Below are 20,949 nucleotides of genomic sequence, written 5' to 3' on the forward strand. Positions count from 1 at the left end.
TAACAATTCTCGCTAAAATGGCGCCTTTTATGCCTAAATTCATTTATATTTCAGGTGGATGCCCGATTTTAGCAAGTTCTTATTTTTTGATTTGGAATATAATCCCGAAACACAGAAAGTCCGGGAATATGGCTTTATATTGGGTGAAGAATATGTTCGCGATAGGAATCCCACCAAATTAGAATCGGCAGCTTCAAAAGCAAAGTTTATTGTTGGGCACAATGTACTGCGTCATGACGCCCCGATACTCCGGCAATATTTCTCTATTGATTTTCCGAACGTCAAAGCGCTTGACACATTGATGCTGTCGTCATTGCTATTCCCGCGCAAACCGTATCATAAATTGCGCAAAGAATACCTTCACAATGAAGACGATCCGTCGGATCCGCTGGAAGATGCCAGACTCTGCAAAAAATTGCTAGAAGATTGCATTGAAAAATGGGGAAGTTATCCGTGGCAACTTCAATATCTTCTCTTCCAGTTTTTAAAAAATGAGCCTGGTTTTGCCCCTTTTTTTGAACTGGTCGATGTCCCTAATACGCTAAAGCTACGCCTAAAAATAGCGGAAATACAGCGCTGGTTTACTTCTAATTACGAAAAAGCAATTTGCTTGCGTCAAGATTTTCAGAATGAATGGAAAGCGTACCGTGCTGAATGGTGTTTTCTCCTAACATTGTTCCATGAAGAAGGCCCTAGCGATTATGTGCCTTATTGGGTACGCTATCAATATCCGCATCTTGAAAATATTCTGCATCGCAGACGTCTTGTTCCTTGCGGAGACTCCCAATGTCCATACTGTTCCGAACAATTAAGTTCGACTAAGCAATTAAAAAAATGGTTTGGCTTCGATAGTTTTCGCTCTTTTAACGGGGAAAAGATTCCTCTTCAACAACAGGTTGTTGAGTCGGCGATGCGTGGGGAATCCTTATTGGCAGTTTTTCCGACGGGTGGCGGGAAATCAATGACCTTCCAATTACCGGCATTGATTGCTGGCTCCCAAGTAGGCGCATTGACAGTCGTGATTTCGCCGATTGTCGCCTTGATGAAGGACCAAGTTGATGTTTTGGAAAAACGAAGGCAAATCGGAGATGCTGCCTATATAAATTCCATGCTTTCTCCCGCAGAAAGAAAAGATGTTATTGAGAAAGTCAGCAACGGCGAAAAGAACATTCTATATATTTCTCCAGAATCACTGCGTTCAAATACGACATTCAATTTGCTGAAGCATCGTCGAGTGGAGCGAATCGTTGTAGATGAAGCGCACTGCTTTAGTGGTTGGGGACACGATTTTAGAGTCGATTATCTTTATTTGGCAGACTTTTTGAAAGACTTGCAAAGAGAAAAGAATCTAGAATTTCCGATTTCGGTGAGTTGTTTTACGGCAACCGCAAAGCAATCCGTTGTTGACGATATCTGTGGTTATTTTAAGGAACGCCTAAATCTTGAACTGGTAAAATTCATTAGCCCAGCAAAGCGTACAAATCTGACGTATAAGGTTATCGAATCTTCGGAATCTCCCAACGAACGGCGCAAACAGTTAGTAAATGTTCTTCGCGAATATAAAGGTCCCAAAATCATATATGCATCCAAGGTGAAGACGACGGAATCTTTAGCCGAGGAATTGTACAATCGCGGTTTCGCTAGCGCCTGCTATAACGGTAAAATGGAATCCGAAAAGAAAATGACCATTCAGGACCAATTCCAGAATGGCGAAGTGGATACCATGGTGGCGACTACGGCTTTCGGAATGGGTGTCGACAAAGATAACGTAGAACTAGTTGCGCATTACGAAATTTCAAGTACGCTAGAAAATTACGTGCAAGAAGCAGGACGTGCGGGTCGCGACCCTAAATTGCAGGCCAGCTGTATAGCGCTTTTCAATCCTAAAGATCTTGACACGAACTTTCAAATTCTCCAGCAATCCAAGCTTTCTGCACAAGAAATTTCAGCCGTCTGGAAGGTTTTGAAAAAAACGGTTGGCAACCAGAATCGCATTATCATGTCGGCTCTTGAAATTGCCGATCTATGCGGATGGACAGAAAAAGAAACTGACGCCAGTGTCAATACGACAAAAGTCAAACTCGCCATACTTGTTTTGGAAGAGCAAGGATTCCTGAAGCGCAAACGAAATAGAACTCAGATGTATGGTTCATCTATTTCGGTTGATTCTGCAGAAGAAGCCCGAGAAAGAATCGGTTCAGACAAGATAGAAATCACTAATTCTGTTGAAAATATTGCATATCGCATAATACATCATATCATCAGCAAACGATGGACCCGTTCTCCGGAATGCGCTCTTGACGAACTTACTGTAAATTTAGGCCTGACGCGCGAACAGGCAAATGATGGACTGCGGCTATTGAGAACGCTCAATCTTTTGAACGAGGAAGACGATTGGAGCGCAAGATTACAGAGAAAGGGTAACGATACTCCACGTTCACTCTTAAAAGCCGCATCTGAATTGCAGGAAGAACTGCTGAAAGCATGCGAAGGCAAGGGCGTTAATGACCGCTTTGTCATAGACATGACCAAACTCAATTCCCAGTTAAACCAAAGAGATGACTCTATCGGTGCTTCTACATCTAGACGGAATCTTTTCATTTTCCGTGGCATTCTGCGTTATTGGGCCCACGAAAGTGTCGCTGAAATCCATTTAGTAGAAGCAGGACATCAGGTTTATCAGATAGAATTTCTTGTTCCTCCTGAAAGTGTCAGGGAAAACCTCAAGAAGCAATGGCAGATATTTGACAAGGCCATTGATGCATTGACGGATATGCAAAAGGAACAAACTCATAAAAATGGAAATATCGTCTGGTTCTCCTTAAATAGTTTAATGAGAAAAATGTACGGCGAGAAAGCGGTTGGCCGTATTGAAATGCAAAAGCAACTGGAGTATGCTCTTCTCTTCTTGCACTTAGTTGGTTCCATTACATTGGACCATGGCCTTGTTGTTTTTTATACCGGACTTGTCTTGGAGTTGAATCCAGATGCAAAACAGCGCAGTTTTACTCCAAAAGACTTCGAAATGCTTAATGCACATTATAAGCATAAAGCAGAAGCGATTCATATTGTTGGTGAATACGCTAAGATGATGCTTACCAATGAGCAAATGGCTCAGCAGTTGCTAGATGATTATTTTGTAATGGATATTGCAGATTTCCGTTTGAAGTATATGCAGGGTGTTGCCCAGATGGATTCTGTATCCGATGACTTAAAGCGAAAAATTGAAAAAGTCAATGACGAACAACGCAAAGTCATAAAAAGTCGCAAGAAACATATTCTGGTAGGAGCTGGTCCCGGTTCGGGAAAAACACATTTGCTTGTCCATAAAGTCGCTTCGCTCTTGTGGATAGAAGAGGCAAAGCCCGATTCTATCTTGTGCTTGACATACACACGCGCTGCATGCCGAGAACTCAGAAAGCGCCTGTTCGATTTGGCTGGACCTTTGGCGGCAAAAGTAGTCATTACCACATTCCATTCACTAGCCTTCTCTATACTCGGAGTACAGGGTAATAAAAAAGCTCTTGAAAATGCCGACGATGTTGTTTCTAAGGCGGCTGAACTTCTTGAATCCGGAGAAGACGTTGGCGTAGGTGCCCCCGGTGTTATTCTTGTTGATGAATTCCAGGATTTGTCTGCAGGAGAATACCGCCTATTGCGAGCTCTTTATGATTTAGGAGAAAAAGATCCCCGCGTTATTGTCGTTGGAGACGATGATCAAAGTATTTTTGCTTTCCGTGGAAGTTCTTCTCAGTATTTCCAGAAATTTGCTGATGAATTCCCGAATACAGAAAAATTCTACTTAACGACAAATTACCGCTCTGTCGCTGGACTTGTACGAGCGAATGCAAAATTACTTGATTTGATGACAGAACGAGTAAAAGAAGGCTCACAACAGTTTGCACTAAAACAGGACAAGGCGTCGCTAGCATTCTATGAAGAAAGCGACAAGGCTACAGCGGCTTTTGCTGCAGCAGAAATTCTGGCAAAAAGATTTTCATCAAATTCAGCAGAGTCCTATTGTATTTTGACGAGAGATAACGCGGAAGCCTTTTTGGCTGCTGCTAAATTAGAGGAGAAAAATATCCCATATCGCCTTCTTAAAGGGCGAGACAAGGACAAATGTCCCGTTGAAAAAACACGAGAAATTTTAGGATTCAGCAAAATACTCCAGGAGGACCCGCGCGTAGGTAAATTCCCGTGGAGTGCAAAAGAATTCAGGCGACTTGCAGACGATTACAAAACAAACCATAAAACAGAAAGTTCTTTTGAATTGCTAGATGCATTAGTAAATGATTTTATAGAGACCGAAACAGCTTGCGGAGAAGACGAAATTACATTAGGTGATTTCAACCAATATTTGAGCGAAGTGTCGTATAGCGACTTTGCAACGAAAAACATGGGTGCGGTTTCTATAGGGACAATGCATAGTGCAAAAGGACTTGAATGGGATAATGTAATCCTTGCGCTAGGTCCGTGGGCATTGAAAGATGCCGACGAGAAAATAGCACAAGAAAATTATCGTCTGCTTTACGTCGCTGCGACACGAGCAAAGAAATCGCTAACTATTATTGGCGCTGAAAAAATGCTGCCGCGAGAATGGTTAAGCCATTTTGTCAAGCAAGGTAAAATTAACGGTGTGACCATCCCGAAGGTTCTGCATATTGAAACAGGACTCAGTGACATGGCTTTGGGACAGTATCTGAAAAAAGGTGATTCTAGCGATGTTTTTGTTGAAAAGCTACAACAGGTGTTAGAAAAAGAATCGATAGGAACATCCCTTTCCGTAGAACTTCATCCCAAAACAGGAAACTACTGTATAAAACAAGGTTCACTTTATTGGGCGTGGTTCGCAAAGGATTTTACTGGCGGCCTTGTGAAAAGCCTGGCAAAGAACATCCTTGTTCCACAAAAGGCGATCCTTTCGCAAGTTGTCCGCTGGACATCTGAAGACGGGCAAGAAACCTGGGTGCCGTTGTTTAGAGTGGAATTCGCGAGAGCGTAATTTGTCGCCTGAAGCTACCTATTCCTTCACCCGATACTTACCCTTGCCATGCCCTGCAACGGGCTCGATGATTTCAAGAGAAAGCAGTTTCTTGATAAGAGAGGTCGCGGCGATCGGCTTGCAACCGGTCAGTTTCATTGCCTTTGAAGCGCAAAAAAAAATCTGTGTTTTTTCAAATTGTCATAATATGACATGCGAGGAATGTATATTTGCATTGAGAACACTTTACCCCGCCTTTTTTTGCTTGTAGGCGGATTGGAGTAGAAGATGAATGAAGTTGAAAGCAAAATTCTTGTGTTGAGAGATCAGCGAGTTATCTTTGATTGCGATTAGTTAATGTTGCCGAGAAAAAGGAGGTGGTCAAAAATTTAGACCACCTAGCCAAGCTAAAATACAGTCCTGTTAATCCGACAGCCTTTACTGAACGCGGTCTCTACATGCTTGCGACAATTTTGAAAGGGAGTGTCGCAACGCAAACAACTATCAACATCATCAATACATTCGTAGAAATTCGCGAGTTGTCTCGTGCCATTGCTCGCGTTCCTGAAGTTGTTGATGAAAATGAAAAGAAGTCTTTGTTGAAAAGAAACGGCGAAATCATTTCTAATGTCCTCGCCTCGGATTCTACAAGTTTGGAAAGCGAAACGGAAATAGAATTGAGCTTCGCGTTTTCTAGGCGCAGCATATTCAATGCCAATCCCCACATTTTGGTGCTGAATCCCCGTATTTTTGTCTCCGAACCCCGCTTTTTTGCCTTTTTTACGAAAATTTTCGCGATTGTCATCTTTTGACACTTGAAGAATGTATTTTTATGGGCAGAAACACTCTTTTCAGGAGACATAATATGAAAAAGATGCTTTTTCTTCTGATTGTGGCGATATTTCCCGCCCTTGCAATGGCGTCGCCTTTTGGGCTGAAAATGGGCATGACTCTTAAGGATATTGCCAAGGAATGCGAGGGCAAACCCGAGTTCGTAAAAAATGACGCCTACATAATCAAGCCTAAGAAAAGTCATCCGTCATTTGAACATTATATTGTATTCGTTGACAAAAATAAGGGTTTGTATCAGATTAAGGCAATTTCTTCGGCTATCAGTACAAACGATTATGGAACAGAATTGCAAAGTTCATTCAACGCCACAAAAGATCGTGTCGCAAAGAGATACGGGGAACCTACGATTCGCGATGAAATTGACCCGGGATCAGTTTTTCAAGATGGTAATTACTGGATGTACACTTTAAAGGGTGGTGCTCGTACTTTGGCCGCCATTTGGGGAAAGGACGAAAATCTTGCTGATAATCTTGATATGGTCATCCTCGAGTGTTCCGCAAGCGAGATTTCAACTCATCAGGGATTCTTAATTCTTTATTATTTCTTCAAAAACTCGGATAATATTGAAGACGAACAGGATTCCGTGCTGTAGAAAAAGGCTTAAAATAATTTTCGGAGGCAAACCTATGCGAAATTTAAAAATCATATTGCTCGGGATGCTGGTTGCTGTTGCTTGTGCGCAGGCCGGAGGTTCGGCATCTGTTGTCGCCAAGAAGAGCAAGACGAAAGGGTTCACGTATTCCTTTGAGACAAGGGAGCGCTTTGTCGGTGAGTGTATTAAAGGGGCGAACCAGCAGGTGTGTTACTGTGTTTTGGGCAAGATCCAACAGCAATATAGTGAGGTGGACTACTGGAGATTGGAGAATGATTTACGAAAAAATATTGACCATCCGAATTATATTGCGTATTTGACGAAATCTGTGGAAGAATGCGACCAAGAAGCTGCTAGAAAAAGTTCTGGTAGCCGTGGTGGTCTTTTTGGTGGAGGCGGGGGTGGTATTTCGACCAGGTCGAGATAAAACCGTGTGACATATTTTTTTGTATATTGTTTTTACACCAGAAAAGGTGGTATTATGGATCATTTCCGCACATTGCGGGATGATCCTTTTTGTTTTAAAAGGAGTCAAAAATGGCGAAAAAGACAATAAATCGGTATATGAACCCGCGAAATGAAAACGACGCTACTTGCATATTCCCTATCATTTTGTTATATTCAAAAACGGAGACTAAATGATGAAACAGTTTACTCCATCTGAGGCCAAAAAACTTGTAAAGGATCTTCTCGCCGAAAAGAAGAAAAAGGCGGAGTATTTCCAAGAAAATGGCACCCTTAAAGGCTTTGCTTCCGCAAAGTAGTTTCAATGTTTTATCCCATCATTGAAGACGGGGACGTCTTTTATTTCGAGACGGATACCCATAACAAGGTTTCCGTAGAATTCAGTGATTTGACAAACTTGTTTGAGTCGGTTTTTCCTATTTTCTGCGTTGACATCTATAGAACACAAAATACTGAACGTGTCAATGAGTTCTATGGGACTAAAACCCGCGATACAATTGTCAAAATAATCAAGGAATTCTTTGACAGGTACGATTGTGCCCTAGTTGCTTTTATTGACACATCGACGGATAAAAAGGGGCGGGCGAGGAACCGCCTGTTCCAGTCGTGGTTTGATAAGTTTGGCAGGGATGATTTCTTGATAGAACCGCGGGAAATTGTTTTTAGCGAGTCGGAATCTTACTCGTTTCTAATTATTCGCAAGTCCTATGGGAACGCTTTGGCGCTTGTTGAGGCTTTTGATAGGTTTATCAAGCTTGCGAACGAACCGGAAGGCTAGTTTAAAACTTTTTTTTCTTGAAAATATCCTCCTTCTCCCTCCTTGTAGAAATGTAAACTTTTTTCTATATTTGCGCCCGAAAATTGAATTCCGCGCGTCCTGACGCCCGAAATGGCAAAAAATGCCTAAAATGGGGCCCGATATTCGCGGAAAGGAGCCAAGATGAGCAAGGATTTGAAGGAACAGGCGCTCGAATACCATTCCATGGGCAAGCCCGGCAAGATCGAAATCGTGCCGACCAAGCCGCACAGCACGCAGACCGACCTTGGTCTTGCGTACACTCCGGGTGTAGCTGTTCCTTGCTTGGAAATTGAAAAGGACAACAACCTGGCCTACGAATACACGGGCAAGGGCAACCTGGTCGCGGTGATTTCTAACGGCACTGCGGTTCTTGGCCTCGGCGATATCGGCGCCCTCGCGGGCAAGCCGGTGATGGAAGGCAAGGCGCTCCTGTTCAAGATTTACGCGGGCATCGACGTCTTTGACATCGAAATCAACGAGAAGGACCCGAAGAAGTTCATCGAAATCGTGAAGGGTATCGCCCCGACGTTCGGCGGCATCAACCTGGAAGATATCAAGGCTCCGGAATGCTTCGAGATCGAGAACACGCTGAAGGCGGAACTCGACATCCCCGTGATGCACGATGACCAGCACGGTACGGCCATCATTTCTTCGGCGGGCCTCCTGAATGCCATCGAGGTTGCGGGCAAGAGCATCCGCGACGTGAAGATGGTGGTGAACGGTGCCGGTGCTGCCGCCTGCGCCTGCACTCGCCTGTACTTGTCGCTCGGCCTCAGGAAAGAAAACCTGGTGATGTGCGACAGCAAGGGCGTTATCCGCAAGGACCGCAAGGGCTTAACCGAGGCGAAGGCGTTCTTTGCGACTGACCGCACCGACATCGAGACTCTTGAAGATGCCATGAAGGGTGCCGATGTGTTTGTTGGCCTCTCGAAGGGCAACATCCTGACCCGCGAGATGGTGCGCAGCATGGCCGACCAGCCGATTGTCTTCGCGCTGGCGAACCCGACTCCCGAAATCAGCTATGAAGAGGCGATGGCAAGCCGTGGCGACCTGATTTTTGCGACGGGCCGCAGCGACTACCCGAACCAGGTGAACAACGTCATCGGTTTCCCGTACATTTTCCGCGGGGCCCTGGACGTACGCGCGACCTGCATCAACGAGCACATGAAGCATGCGGCTGTGCGTGCGATTGCGGCACTTGCGCACCAGCCGGTGCCCGACGTGGTGAACATCGCCTACAACGCGCAGCGCTTTACCTTCGGCAAGGAATACTTGATTCCGAAGCCGCTTGACCCGCGCCTGCTTACGGAAGTTTCTATCGCGGTGGCGAAGGCGGCCATCGAGAGCGGTGTGGCCCGCAAGCCGATTACCGACTGGGACGCTTACTACGACAAGCTCCGCGACATGATGGGCTACGACAACAAGCTTATCCGCCAGTTCAGCGATACCGCCCGCAGCAACCCGAAGCGCGTGGTGTTCGCCGAGAGCAACCTGAACATGCTCAAGGCTGCCGTGCAGGCAAAGGTGGAAGGCGTTGCACACCCGATTGTGCTCGGCAACCCGGAACGCATCCAGATTATCGCCCAGCGCGAACAGCTCGACCTTACGGGCATCAGGATTGTGAACCCGCGCTCGCCCGAGGAATTCGAACGCCGCCGCAAGTACGCGACGATTTATGCCGAGGAGAACGGCCGCAACGGCGTGACGCTCGACGAGGCACGCGACGACATGTTCGAACCGAACCATTTTGGCATGATGATGGTCAAGACGGGCGATGCCGACGCGTTCATTACGGGCGGCTACTCCAAGTACAGCGAGACCATCGAACTTGCGAAGGAAATCATCGGCATCCGCGAGGAATACAAGCACTTCGGTGCAATGCATATCCTGAGCACGCGCAAGGGAACGTTCTTCCTGGCCGATACGCTCGTGAACCGCGACCCCGATGCCGAAACGCTCGTGGATGTCGTGAAGCTCACGCACGACGCGGTGCGGTTCTTCGCTCACGAGCCGGTGATGGCGATGCTCAGCTACGCGAACTTCGGCAGTGACAAGGAAGCGGCCCGCGGTACGGCAAACAAGGCCCGCGATGCGGTGAAGATGATTCACGAGCAGTTCCCGGACTACATGATCGATGGCGAAATGCAGGTGAACGTGGCGCTCGACAAGCAGCTGCGCGATACCAAGTACCCGTTCAACAAGCTCAAGGGCCAGACGGTCAACACGCTTATCTTCCCGTGCCTCTCTTCTGCAAATACGACCTGCAAGATGCTCCTCGAGATGGGCGTGGGCGAATCCATCGGCCCCGTGCAGATGGGCCTGAACAAGCCGGTGCATTTCACCGACTCCGACGCCTCCGTGCACGATATCTTCAACCTGACGGTCGCCGCCGTAATCGACGCGATTGTGCAGGAGAAGAAGGACGAGGAAAAGAGCCGCAAGAAGTTCGACAAAATGTGGTAAGGACCACGACGAACGAGCGGTCTGGTGAGCCAGAGGCGACCTTTGGACACTTAGCACTTTTATACGATACTTGGTGCTTTAGCACCTTAGTAGAGTTATCCTCTTTGGGGAAGCGCTTAGTGTACATGGCCACCTTTAGGTGGGAGCGAGTGAGAAACCGGAGGTTCGGCTCCTGATACGACGAACGAGCGGTCTGAAAATATCCCCCGCAGCATTCGCTGCGGGGGATTTCCACACATCCCTCTTGGGGATTAGCCCGACAAGGACACTCCTGCCTTGCGGGCTTTATGTTACTTCAGGAGAACCTTCTGGGCGTAGCGCTGGCTGCCCTGCTTCACGATGAGCATTGCGGCGCCGCGGTAGTTGCTCTGCAGTTCGACGCTGTTCGCGCCCTTGCTTGCGCTGAAGGTCTTCTGGTCGATGACCTGGCCCATGAAGTTCATGAGCGTGGCGCTTGCCATGCCTGCGGTGGCGGCGCTGAACGAGGCGGTCACCGTGCCGGGACGAACGCTCACGAGCATCTTGGAACTTGCCGCGCGGACAGGCCTGATGGCGTTTGATCCGATATCGCCTGTGCCGTTGAGGGCGACAACCTTGCCGGTGGCGGTGCCTTCGAGTCCGGGTTTCTTGTCGAAGTCATCGATGATTTCGATAGAGCCGTCGGCCTTGATGCCCGCGATGTAGTCAAAAGTGATTGTGCCGGTGACCTGCGTACCGTAAAGGTTCAGGCCGATGGCATTTGCGGAGTTGAGGTCGGCTGGTTCGGTGCGGAAATCTTCCCACTTGACCTGGATTGTCTGGAACTTGGATGCGTTGAGTTCCTGGTCGGCCTGCTGCAGTACGGGAGCGTCGAACCATGCCCAGCTGCCACCGGTCATCATAAAGAGGTCCATGGAGGTCCAGCCGAAATCACCGCAACCATCGCCTGCGCCGGTGCAGGGGCCTGCGGAAGCGACTTCGCCCTTCAGGCGAACTTCGATACCCACGTACTGGGAAAGATCCTTCTTTGTGCCAGAAAGGTTGATGCGCAGTGTACCCACTTCGCTGGAGTCAGAGGTCTTGGTCGCGTAGGTCACCAGTATACCCTTGCCTTCGCCTTCGGGAATATCGGGGTTCTGGTTGACGAGAGAATCAATGCTGTTGCCCGGGAGAGCGGCCTGGCCGTATGCTTCGCGCATAGAGTTAAGTGTTTCGACGTCGGTAATGTCGCCCACGTTGCCGCCGAACTTGTTCACCTGGCGGCGGATAATCGTGAAGTTGCCATCGCCTTCATCACCGGTATCCCACACGCAGGGGACGAGGCCGTTTTTCTTGGCTGAGGCAACGGTGTAGCCGTACCAGGCTGCACGGGCCTTCAGGTGAGCCTTCAGGTTGTCACCAGTGAGGGACAGACGCTTGACGGCGCCCATTTCGCCGATTACAACAGGGATACCATTGTCGTAGAAGCGGCTCTTGAGTCCGCTGAACAATTCATCGATTGATTTTTTGGAACCGAGGGCGGAGCCGGAACAGGTGTGTGCGGCATCGTTACCCGGGGTCTGGTCTTCCCAGTAGTAGAACATCTTGCCCCAGCTTTCGTCGCCGCTGGTCATCAGGGAGAACTGATACGGGTAGAAGTGGATTTCGGCCATGGTGTAGCCTGCGCCAGCCGGGTCTTCCGGGTACATGGAGGCGAGGAGCGGAGACTTGTCGATTTCGGTACGCGGGGCCTGCACGACCACGATACGGGTGGCGTTGTTTCCGCCGGTAGAACGCACTGCCTTGATGCATGCTTCATGGAACTGCTTGAGAACCTTCATGCGGTTCTCGTCGAAGGCCCACTGGCCGTTGTCCGCACCGCCGTTCCACGGGTCGTTCACGCCGGGTTCGTTGGCGGATGCGAAAATCAGGTGCTCGTCGTAAGCGGCGAACTTGGTAGCGATCTGCTTCCAGTAGCTTTCCTGCTTGGCGGCAACGGTTGCTGCAGAACTGTTCACGAGACCAGTTTTGTCGTAGCCTTCGCCGTCGAACACGTGGTCTTCGAGCCAACCGCCGTCCCAGTGGCTGTTCAAGATGGCGTACATGCCGTTGTTGATGACGAGATCGACGACGGTCTTTACAGAGTCAAGCCAGCCGGCATTAATTGTTCCGTTAGAGGCGTGGCTGTCCCAGGCGCAGGGAATACGAACGGTGTTGAAGCCGGCGTCCTTGATTGCCTTCACGTAAGCGGCATCCGGGAAGGGGTTGCCCCATCCTGTCGGACCACCTTGGTTGCCCGGCACTTCCATGGTGTTACCGATGTTGTAGCCGAGACCCATGTCGGGGTAAATCTCGGTCGCCTTGGGGAGGGCGAACGCAGCCGTGCTTGCGAGCGAGAGCGCGCCGAACACGAGACCAAACTTTCCGATACCAAACATATTGACTCCTTGAAGGTATGTGCGGGCATAACTTGCCCGGTTGTCTGTTTTCTATGAAATTAGATTCTGGGACCCCGAAAATAAAGAAAAATGTGTTCCTGCGCGTTTTTTGCGGTGTAGAATACTCAACGGGGTACAACAGGGCCGATTTCGGGTTGTTTTTGCCGGTCTTACTGCTGTTTTTAGGCATCTTTACATACCAAATGCATGAAAACTCGCTTTTAGTATGTAAAAATGGCCGAAAATCGTGTGAAAAATCGACTTCTAGGCGTGTTTTTGCTGATTTTTGCCTGAAAAAGTTGCTTTTTAAACCATTTTTTCTTGAATTTTACATACTAAATGCCTGAAAAAGCCGGAAAAGTATGTAAACCGGAAAAAAAGAAACAACCCTTTACATACCGTGGGGTTGTTTTGCTATATGGTGGTATGTAAAGGGTGTTATTTTAAAGCTTGTAATGCGGCTTTTGGGGCCGCGCATCTGTTCGCACGCTATTGGCGCATCAGTTCGCGTTATTTCACCTGCACGCGGAGGGTCTGCGAGCCGCTGCGGGCAATGTACATGCCCTGACGGAGCCCGCGCAGGTCCATTTCGCTATGGCCGCTTGCGATTTTCGCGCTTGCCTCCCGCACCATGTTGCCGTTCAGGTCAAACAGGCGGATGGTGGCGTTCGAGCGGAGCATGCTTCCCTCGCGTACGAGATTCGCGTTAACGTGACTGCCCGCGAGAACGTCGGGCGATATTCCCGTCCAGCCGCATTCCGGAATCATGGCATCGCAGGGGGAGATTCCCGAACTGCTCGATGCCGGCGCGATTGCTGAACTGGAAACAGGCGCGATTGCGGAACTTGATGCCGGCGCGATTGCGGAACTGCTTGAGGCCGGCGGAACGATCGTGCTGCTGCTCGTTGCCGGATTCTCGTTCCCGCCGGTAATGAAGTCTTCTACGTGCGTCACGCCGTTGTTCACGTAGTTGCCGAGGTTATACACGCTGCGCATCGCGTTGATGACGTCGGTTTCGAGCACCTTGCCCACAGGGCTGCTCTGGCGACGGATGTAGGCCATGTTGTCGTAGCCGGAATTGCTCTCGTTGCCCATGTCCCAGAGGATTGGCGTGAGCCCGTACTGCTTGGCCGCGCTCACAACGTCCTTGTGCCACTGTACGCGGCCCTGCTTGTGGAGGTTCAGGTCGTTGCCGCTCAGTTCCGGTGAACGCACATTCGCGCCGAATTCGCCGACAATGACCGGGTAACCTTTGTCCACGTAGTTCGTCTTCATCTTGGCGAACTGTTCCTGCGGGTGGCCGATGCCTGCGATTTTGGAATCGATGGAACCTGCCCACGCGTTGTAGCCCGCGTTGCGCTTGGGTTCGCTTGCCTTCTGGTAATTACCGTAGTAGTACTGCGGCATAATGGGCTCGCTTGCGCCCCAGTCCTGCTGGCTTGTCATGAGCGTGTACTGGTACGGGTCGTAGTAGTGCACCTCGAACATCAGGTAGCCTGTTACTTTGTCCTTAGGGAACGTGCTAACGGGAGCGTTCGCGACAGACTTGTCGATGTCGGTGTTGAGGCCCTGGATAATCAGCGTGCGGGTGGCGTTGTTCCCGCCCGTGGCGCGCACGGCGTCAATAAACGTCTGGTAGTAGTGCATCAGCGTGCTTACGTGCTGGGCCGTCCAGGTGTTCACATTCGGGCCGGGCTCGTTCGCGCCCGCAAAAATCAGTCGTTCGTTGTAGTTCTTGAATTTGTTCGCAATCTGCGTCCAGTACGTCTTCATCTTGTTGTCAACAGTCGAGTTGACGCTCGTGCCGATGTTTGTCTGGAACCAGCCGCCTTCACCTTCGTGGTGGATGTTCAAAATCGTGTAGAGGCCCGCGCGCATCGCATAGTCGACGACTGTCTTCACGGAATCGAGCCAGGTCTCGGTGACCTTGCCGCCGCTCGTGTGGCTATCCCATGCGCAGGGAATGCGCACCGTGTTGAAGCCTGCCGCCTTCACGGAATCGAGCAGGGCCTGCGTGGGGAAGGGGTTGCCCCATGCGGTCGGGTTGTTCGGCACTTCCATGGAGTTGCCGATGTTGAACCCCATGCCCATGTTGGCCTGGACCTGCTTTGCGGTGGGGAGCGCCGCCGTTGCAGAGATTGCGCCCGCGATGGCGAAAATGGCTGTTTTTGCGAGAATTTGCTTCATTTGGATTCCTCTGAAAGTAACCCTAATACCACTACACGCCTTAAATGTATATTGTGGGTGGCGGAAGGGGGCGAGAAATAAGGGGCATGGCAAAAATACTATTGAACGATTTACAACAAAGTGTAAATTTTTTGTTGCGAGAAGAGTTTTTATATTTCCAATAGGGTGTTTTTCTCGAAAAAGGCGGGCTAGGATGATTCATTTTGGTCGGACATTTTTTGCTGCTCTTGTATATGCGACGCTGTTTGCTTTGCTTGGTGCGTGCGGTGATAGCGGTACCGACAAAGAACTGGATTCCCCGTATACCGAAAAAAGGACGCTTTCGGGCTTTGTGCAGAAGGGCCCGTTCTCGAAGGGCTCAAAAATTTCGATACAGGAACTTGACGCGGTTACACTTTTGCCGGTAGGCGAAAAGATCGAAGGTACGGTTCTGAATGACGAGGGGACCTACTCCCTGGAATTCAGCGAATTCGAATCCCCGTATGCATTGCTTACGGCCGTGGGTACGTACCGCGATGAACTCACGGGTGAAAAAACAAAAGCGACGGTGACCTTGAATGCGCTGGTAGACCTTACTGCCCGCAAGTCGGCGAACGTGAACTTACTTACGCACCTGGAATATTTGCGCGTGCTCTATCTTGTAAGGGAAGAGGGCTTGACCGTCGCGGAAGCGAAAATGCAGGCGGAGCGAGAGGTGCTCAGGGCCTTTGGAATCAGTGGCGACTTTGCCCTGGCCGAAGACCTGAATATCTATAGCAATGGCGACGGAAATGCGGCACTGTTAGCGATAAGTGTGATTATGCTGGGTGGTCTGGAGAAGGATGGCGGATCCGGACTCCCGTTCGGCCTTGCAACGAAGAATGACGATGGCGAGGAAAACTCGAAACTTGCTGAGCGAATCACGGATTTTGCAGAAGACCTTGAAAAGGATGGCCTATGGAAAAACGGGCGCACCGCTGCGAATATGGCCGACTGGGCGGTGGAACAGGGCTTGAACGGTAAGTTCGATTCGTTCCGTACGCAGGTTGTTTCTTACATAGAATCCTTCTGGTGGAAAATCTATGGGTTCGATGCGTGCGACTCGACGTTGGATGGGGCCGCATGGCTGAACGACAATCCCTACAGTGCAAATAGGGGTGTTTACTTTATATGCAAGAACGGCAAGTGGATCCCCGAAAGGAGGGGAGATGACAGTAAGGATACCACGGATGTCAAGGACTCGACGCAGGTTAGGGATACGACAGATGTTGCCGACACCACGGCTGTCAATGACACAACTTCGATTGCCGACACGAACAGTGTCGCGGATACTACGTTTGTCGACACTCTGAGCGATTTCGAAAAGGATATAGGAGGCCAGAGGTGCACTTACTTTGGACGAATTATACATGGCGTTGTTGATACGAACAATGCGTATTTCTGCGATGGTGTTAAATGGAAACTTTTCGATGGCGATGAAAATGCCCAGTACTATAAGTTGGTGGATAGCCGTGACGGCCGAATCTACCGCTATGTGAGAATTGATATCCAGTACTGGATGGCGGAAAACCTGAATTATGGCGATACTGCATATAGTTGGAACGAGGCGAAGACCGCGTGTCCGGCCGGATGGCACCTTCCGAGCAAGGAAGAGTGGGATTACTTGTTCAGGAGTATAGGTAGCACGTCACAATCTGAACTGGATAAACGCGGTTTTGCGGCAAGGCCTGCCGGACTGCTGGGCGTGAGTTATTGGACGAGTTCGTATGACAAGGATTCCCAAGGCAGATACCCGTATGACATCTTTTTTTCAAATACGGGAACAGGGTTGTCGAAGTTGCATGATTCGACTTCACGATTCCCGGTCCGTTGCGTGCAGGATTACGAAACGCTTTCTGCGTGCGATGAGGAAAATTTGCACAGGGTCGCGAGATATAACAACATGGTCTACTATGTCTGCGAAGAAGACGGCTGGCATATGATGAACTATGACGAATATAACGAGTTCAAGTGGACGGGCGCGGAGGAAGGCAAAACACTGTGGGATGGCTCTGACCCGCGTATATGCTATGTTTTCGATAATGGTGCTTGGTACGAACGTGATAGTTCCAACTGCAAATTAGGACTTGGTGGCTGTACTGCGGCGCGACAGGGGGAATTGTCGAAGTCGTCTAAATCCGTATGGTACACTTGCGATAATGGCACTTGGGTGGGGACAATGGATTCCACTGTGGACCAGATAATGTTGGGCACCGATTACGACGAGGGCACTGTCGTGAAATGCCCGTCAAATGGCCGCTACTGTGTGTTCCAGGATGGCCATTGGCGCGAGGGAACCAAGATGGATAGCATCCTCTATTCTTTGGGAGGCACCCCGTGCATGGTAGAGGGTGATACGTCCAAGGTGAAGTATGAAGGTGAATACTATGTGTGTCGCTACGTGTCGTGGCGTGCGGTTCACATGCAATGGGAAACGGCTCCGCTGATATACAATGATACCTACGAAGACCGGGATGAGTGTAGTGCGACAGGGCTATATGGGGACGGTTCTTTCCATAATAAGCACGATAATGCGACAGGACGCATTTATGTTTGCGAAGATGGCGGATTCCGGTTGCCCACGGAAAGGGAAATGCGATTGAATTTAGGCTGTACCAGTTATATCTATGGTAAGAAAATTACGGTGAACAATACGCATTTCGTGTGCAGCGAAGACGGCTGGAAAATAGATTCGACCGCGTGGGAATATGGCTCGTTCATGGATACGCGCGACGGCAGGGTGTACAAGACAATTGACATCTGGGGCCAGACATGGATGGCTGAAAACCTGGACTACAGGGATTCGGTTGCAAAGCCCGAACTGGAAGGGAACCGCTGGTGCTACGGCAATGAGGCTGAACAGTGCGACGCTTACGGCTCTTTCTATTCCTGCGAATTGTCCAGCCAGGTATGCCCTGCGGGTTGGCATTTGCCGTCGATATCGGATTGGTTTGAGTTGTACAATTTTATAGTGCTTATGGGTGGTGACCCGCAGAGTGGTTTGCGGGCGAAGGATGGCTGGTTAGATTATTCAGACAACGTCAATAATGGAACGGATGTGTTGGGCTTTACGGCTCTCCCTGGCGGAATCATGTATGGAGAGAACTCGTATGGAAGCGCTACGCAGGAAGCATGGTTCTGGTATGCACAGGACTGCTCGCTGAACGAGTATGAAGCGTTCTATTTGTCCAGCGAGGAAGTAAACTTTGTTACGAGCTCCGTTTCGGGAGGCAAGATAACGGATGCGTATAGCATCCGTTGCATAAAGGACTAATGTGCTTCGAGCCAGTTCTCGCCGAAGCCGACGCTCGCCACGAGCGGAACCTTCAGTTCCATGGCGCCTTCCATCTCGGATTTCACCATCTGGGCCATCGCTTCCACCTGGTCGCGGGGGCATTCGAACACGAGTTCGTCGTGCACCTGCAACATCATGCGGAGCGGCAGGTTCTCTTCGTTGATGCGCTTCTGGATGCGAATCATCGCAATCTTGATGAGGTCGGCGGCGGAGCCTTGGACGGGAGTATTCACGGCCATGCGCTCGGCCATCTGCGATTCCATGCGGTCGCTAGAGTCGATGCCTGCAATGTAACGGCGGCGGCCCGAAAGCGTTTCTACGTAGCCGTCGCGGTGGGCGGCCGCCTTGGTATCTTCAATAAACTGCTGTACACCCTGGTACATCCCGAAGTAACCGTCGATAAAATCCCTTGCCTGCGACATCGGGATTTTCAGATCGCGGGCGAGGCGAAATGCTGTCATCCCGTAGAGCACGCCGAAATTCACGACTTTTGCATCGCGCCTCATGTCGCTCGTGACGGCATCTAGGTCGACTCCGTAAATCGCGGCGGCGGTGCGGGCGTGAATGTCGATGCCTTCCTTGTAACTTTCGATGAGCGCGGCATCGCCACTCAGGTGCGCAAGCATTCTGAGTTCAATCTGCGAGTAGTCCACCGCAAGGATGACGTTATCCTTACTCTGCGGGATGAATGCTGCGCGAATCTTCTTGCCCAAGTCGCTACGCACGGGAATGTTCTGCAGGTTCGGATCGCGGCTCGAAAGGCGGCCCGTTGCGGTACCCCACTGGATAAAACTCGTGTGGATGCGGTGCGTATCCGGATTGATGAGCGTCGGGAGCACCGAGATGTAGGTGCTCTGCATTTTCTTGAGTTCGCGGTACTCGATGACGGCAAAGACAATCGGGTGCGGCGCCTTGAAGCTGAGTTCTTCGAGAACGACGGCGTCGGTACTGCGCTTCTTGATTTCGGGGAGCCCGAGCGTATCGAAAAGCACATCGCCCAACTGCTTTGGACTTCCGATGTTGAACTCGACTCCCGCCATATCGCAGATTTCCTTTTCCAGATTCTCGATGCGGCGGCCCAGTTCCTGCTCCAGCGTCTTGAGGGCCGGAACATCAATTGCAACCCCCACGGATTCCATCTGGTACAATACCTTCAGGAGGGGCATCTCCTGCGCGAAGAAGTACTTCACGTAGTCGAGCTTTTCGAGTTCCTGCTTGAGCGGCTTCCAAAGGCGGAGCGTGTAGACTGCATCTTCGGCGCCGTATTCGGTGGCGTCCTTGATTGGCGCGCGGTTGAACGTAATCTGGTTCTTGCCGCGCCCGATGAGGTTCTCGATGGGAATCATCTCGTGCTGCAGACGCTGCATCACCTGGTTGTCGAGCCCGAGGCCAGATTGCCCCGGCGAAAGCATCCAGGCAGCAATCAGCGTGTCGATGATGTTTGCGTTGTCGATAACGATTTGCGGAATCTTGAATGCGCGTGCGAGAACATGCAGGTCGAATTTCGCGTTATGGAATACGAAGGCTCGTTTTGAAGCCGCGCCCTCGGCGCCATTATTACCCGCGACCGGTGCACAGTCTGCGAAAAATTCCTTGAACCACTCCTTCGCCTTGTTGAAGTCGAAGTTGCCGCCCTTGCCCGCGGGGAGCGAGAACCCGATTTCGTCGGTGTGCGCAAGGGGAATGTAGTAGCCCTTCGCAACCTTGCCATCGCTGTCGGCGGAGGCGAGGCACATTCCCACGAGGCCGCACTGCATCGGGTCGAGGCCGTCTGTTTCGGTGTCCACGCCAATGAGCGACGATGCGGCAAACTCCGCCTTCATCTGCTCGAAGACTTCATCGGTATCGACGCAAATATACGGGGGAGGAACATCAACCGGGAATGCTGCCTGAATCGCGGCATCCCCGTTTAAGGTCCCTGAGCCGGTTGATGAGCCTGTCGAATTAGCCGAAGGGCCTTCCGCACCTTCTCCATCCCGCACGAATCCCGCCTTACTCGGGACTTTCTCGAGCAGGCGCAGCAGACTGTTGATTTCGTGGTCCTTGAACATCTGCGCCAAGGTATCCACGTGCAGGCCGTTGTATTCGAGGGCGTCCAAGTTTCCGCTAAAGGCGCGCTTGGTCTGGAGCGTCACCAGTTCGCGGCTGAGGAATGCCTTTTCGCGGTTGTTCGCCAAATTGTCGTGCAAACCCTTCTTGGTAATCTTGTCGAGATTCGCATACAGGTTGTCCATGTCGCCGTAATCGTTCAGCAACTGGATGGCCGTCTTCGGGCCCACCTTCGGCACGCCGGGAACATTGTCGCTCGCATCACCCATGAGCGCCAGGTAGTCGCGGATTTTCTCCGGTGGGAGCCCGTATTTTTCGAGCACCTGTTCCGGACCGAAGTCAATGCCGTCGGCACCTTTTGTCAGGTGGAAAAGATGGATCTTGTCGGTTACGATTTGCGACATGTCCTTGTCTTTACTTAAAATCACCACATGGTCGAAGCCCGCTTCGACGGCGGCCGTGGCGGTACTTGCCATCACGTCGTCCGCCTCGTAGCCCGGCTCCGAAAGTAGCGGGATTCCGCTCGCTTCCAGACTTTCGCCCAATAGCGGCATCTGCGCCGCCATTTCTTCGGGCATGGGACCGCGATTGGCCTTGTAGTCGGGGTAAAGTTCGTGCCTGAAAGTTTTGGTGTGCGCCACGTCGCGCGCAATCGCAAAATGCGTCGGCTTGTGCTGGGCCAAAATGCGGAGCACCGCACCCCAGTAACCGTGCATCATCGAGACCTCTTCGCCCTGGCTGTTTTTCAGCGGGTTTTGCGAGTAGGCGTAGAACATGCGGAACGCAAGCGCGTAGGAGTCAAGCAAAAGTAGAGTTTTTTCAGACATGTTTTGAATGTAGAAAAAAGGA

Annotated in this window: 11 protein-coding genes; 8 read left to right on the forward strand and 3 right to left on the reverse strand. The window is 50.5% G+C overall.

The features are described 5' to 3' along the window. The first annotated feature begins 58 nt into the window (after nt 1-58). From BUB22_RS11030 to BUB22_RS11060, 7 genes are all read left to right on the forward strand, one after another. Entirely contained in the window at nt 59-5,005 is a 4,947-nt protein-coding gene (locus tag BUB22_RS11030; protein WP_073115173.1) for a RecQ family ATP-dependent DNA helicase, read from the forward strand. Nucleotides 5,006-5,328: 323 nt separating this feature from the next. Further along, on the forward strand, nt 5,329-5,796 hold the full coding sequence (locus BUB22_RS11035; RefSeq protein WP_073115174.1) for a hypothetical protein: 468 nt from the start codon (nt 5,329-5,331) through the stop codon (nt 5,794-5,796). 53 nt (nt 5,797-5,849) lie between these two features. Beyond that, nucleotides 5,850-6,428 (forward strand): hypothetical protein, encoded by a 579-nt coding sequence (locus BUB22_RS11040; protein ID WP_073115192.1) that lies wholly within the window; start codon nt 5,850-5,852, stop codon nt 6,426-6,428. A gap of 34 nt (nt 6,429-6,462) precedes the next feature. Further along, nucleotides 6,463-6,855, forward strand: coding sequence for a hypothetical protein (locus tag BUB22_RS11045; RefSeq protein WP_073115175.1), 393 nt, complete (start codon nt 6,463-6,465; stop codon nt 6,853-6,855). Between the two features lie 211 nt (nt 6,856-7,066). Further along, entirely contained in the window at nt 7,067-7,192 is a 126-nt protein-coding gene (locus BUB22_RS17190) for a hypothetical protein (protein WP_256374640.1), read from the forward strand. Nucleotides 7,193-7,197: 5 nt separating this feature from the next. Then, nucleotides 7,198-7,671, forward strand: a complete 474-nt coding sequence (locus BUB22_RS11055) for a DUF6169 family protein (protein ID WP_073115177.1) — start codon at nt 7,198-7,200, stop codon at nt 7,669-7,671. Between the two features lie 162 nt (nt 7,672-7,833). Continuing rightward, a complete protein-coding gene (locus BUB22_RS11060) occupies nt 7,834-10,155 on the forward strand; it encodes an NADP-dependent malic enzyme (protein ID WP_073115178.1) in 2,322 nt (773 codons plus the stop codon). Between the two features lie 290 nt (nt 10,156-10,445). On the opposite strand, the gene BUB22_RS11065 is transcribed toward BUB22_RS11060, so the two are convergent. Together BUB22_RS11065 and BUB22_RS11070 are read right to left on the reverse strand one after the other, a co-directional pair. Then, nucleotides 10,446-12,551: a glycoside hydrolase family 5 protein gene (locus BUB22_RS11065; protein WP_073115179.1), complete on the reverse strand. Its 2,106-nt coding sequence runs from the start codon at nt 12,549-12,551 to the stop codon at nt 10,446-10,448. A gap of 510 nt (nt 12,552-13,061) precedes the next feature. After that, the gene (locus BUB22_RS11070) at nt 13,062-14,738 is read right to left on the reverse strand and encodes a glycoside hydrolase family 5 protein (RefSeq protein WP_254794728.1); all 1,677 of its coding nucleotides are present in this window, start codon (nt 14,736-14,738) and stop codon (nt 13,062-13,064) included. A gap of 193 nt (nt 14,739-14,931) precedes the next feature. Between BUB22_RS11070 and BUB22_RS16920 the strand changes: the two genes are divergently transcribed. Continuing rightward, nucleotides 14,932-18,030: an FISUMP domain-containing protein gene (locus BUB22_RS16920; protein ID WP_073115180.1), complete on the forward strand. Its 3,099-nt coding sequence runs from the start codon at nt 14,932-14,934 to the stop codon at nt 18,028-18,030. Here BUB22_RS16920 and polA read toward each other — a convergent pair. After that, nucleotides 18,027-20,927, reverse strand: a complete 2,901-nt coding sequence (polA, locus tag BUB22_RS11080; protein WP_073115181.1) for a DNA polymerase I — start codon at nt 20,925-20,927, stop codon at nt 18,027-18,029. The genes BUB22_RS16920 and polA overlap by 4 nt on opposite strands. Nucleotides 20,928-20,949: the final 22 nt, after the last annotated feature.

Source organism: Fibrobacter sp. UWCM (genome assembly GCF_900129735.1).
In the GTDB taxonomy this organism is placed as follows: domain Bacteria; phylum Fibrobacterota; class Fibrobacteria; order Fibrobacterales; family Fibrobacteraceae; genus Fibrobacter.

Excerpts from the sequence above, each read along its gene's own strand:
- BUB22_RS11030 (WP_073115173.1), top strand. The coding sequence starts at position 59 with ATGCCCGATTTTAGCAAGTTCTTATTTTTTGATTTGGAATATAATCCC.
- BUB22_RS11040 (WP_073115192.1), top strand. The coding sequence starts at position 5,850 with ATGAAAAAGATGCTTTTTCTTCTGATTGTGGCGATATTTCCCGCCCTT.
- BUB22_RS11045 (WP_073115175.1), top strand. The coding sequence starts at position 6,463 with ATGCGAAATTTAAAAATCATATTGCTCGGGATGCTGGTTGCTGTTGCT.
- BUB22_RS17190 (WP_256374640.1), top strand. The coding sequence starts at position 7,067 with ATGATGAAACAGTTTACTCCATCTGAGGCCAAAAAACTTGTAAAGGAT.
- BUB22_RS11055 (WP_073115177.1), top strand. The coding sequence starts at position 7,198 with ATGTTTTATCCCATCATTGAAGACGGGGACGTCTTTTATTTCGAGACG.
- BUB22_RS11060 (WP_073115178.1), top strand. The coding sequence starts at position 7,834 with ATGAGCAAGGATTTGAAGGAACAGGCGCTCGAATACCATTCCATGGGC.
- BUB22_RS11065 (WP_073115179.1), bottom strand. The coding sequence starts at position 12,551 with ATGTTTGGTATCGGAAAGTTTGGTCTCGTGTTCGGCGCGCTCTCGCTC.
- BUB22_RS11070 (WP_254794728.1), bottom strand. The coding sequence starts at position 14,738 with ATGAAGCAAATTCTCGCAAAAACAGCCATTTTCGCCATCGCGGGCGCA.
- BUB22_RS16920 (WP_073115180.1), top strand. The coding sequence starts at position 14,932 with ATGATTCATTTTGGTCGGACATTTTTTGCTGCTCTTGTATATGCGACG.
- polA (WP_073115181.1), bottom strand. The coding sequence starts at position 20,927 with ATGTCTGAAAAAACTCTACTTTTGCTTGACTCCTACGCGCTTGCGTTC.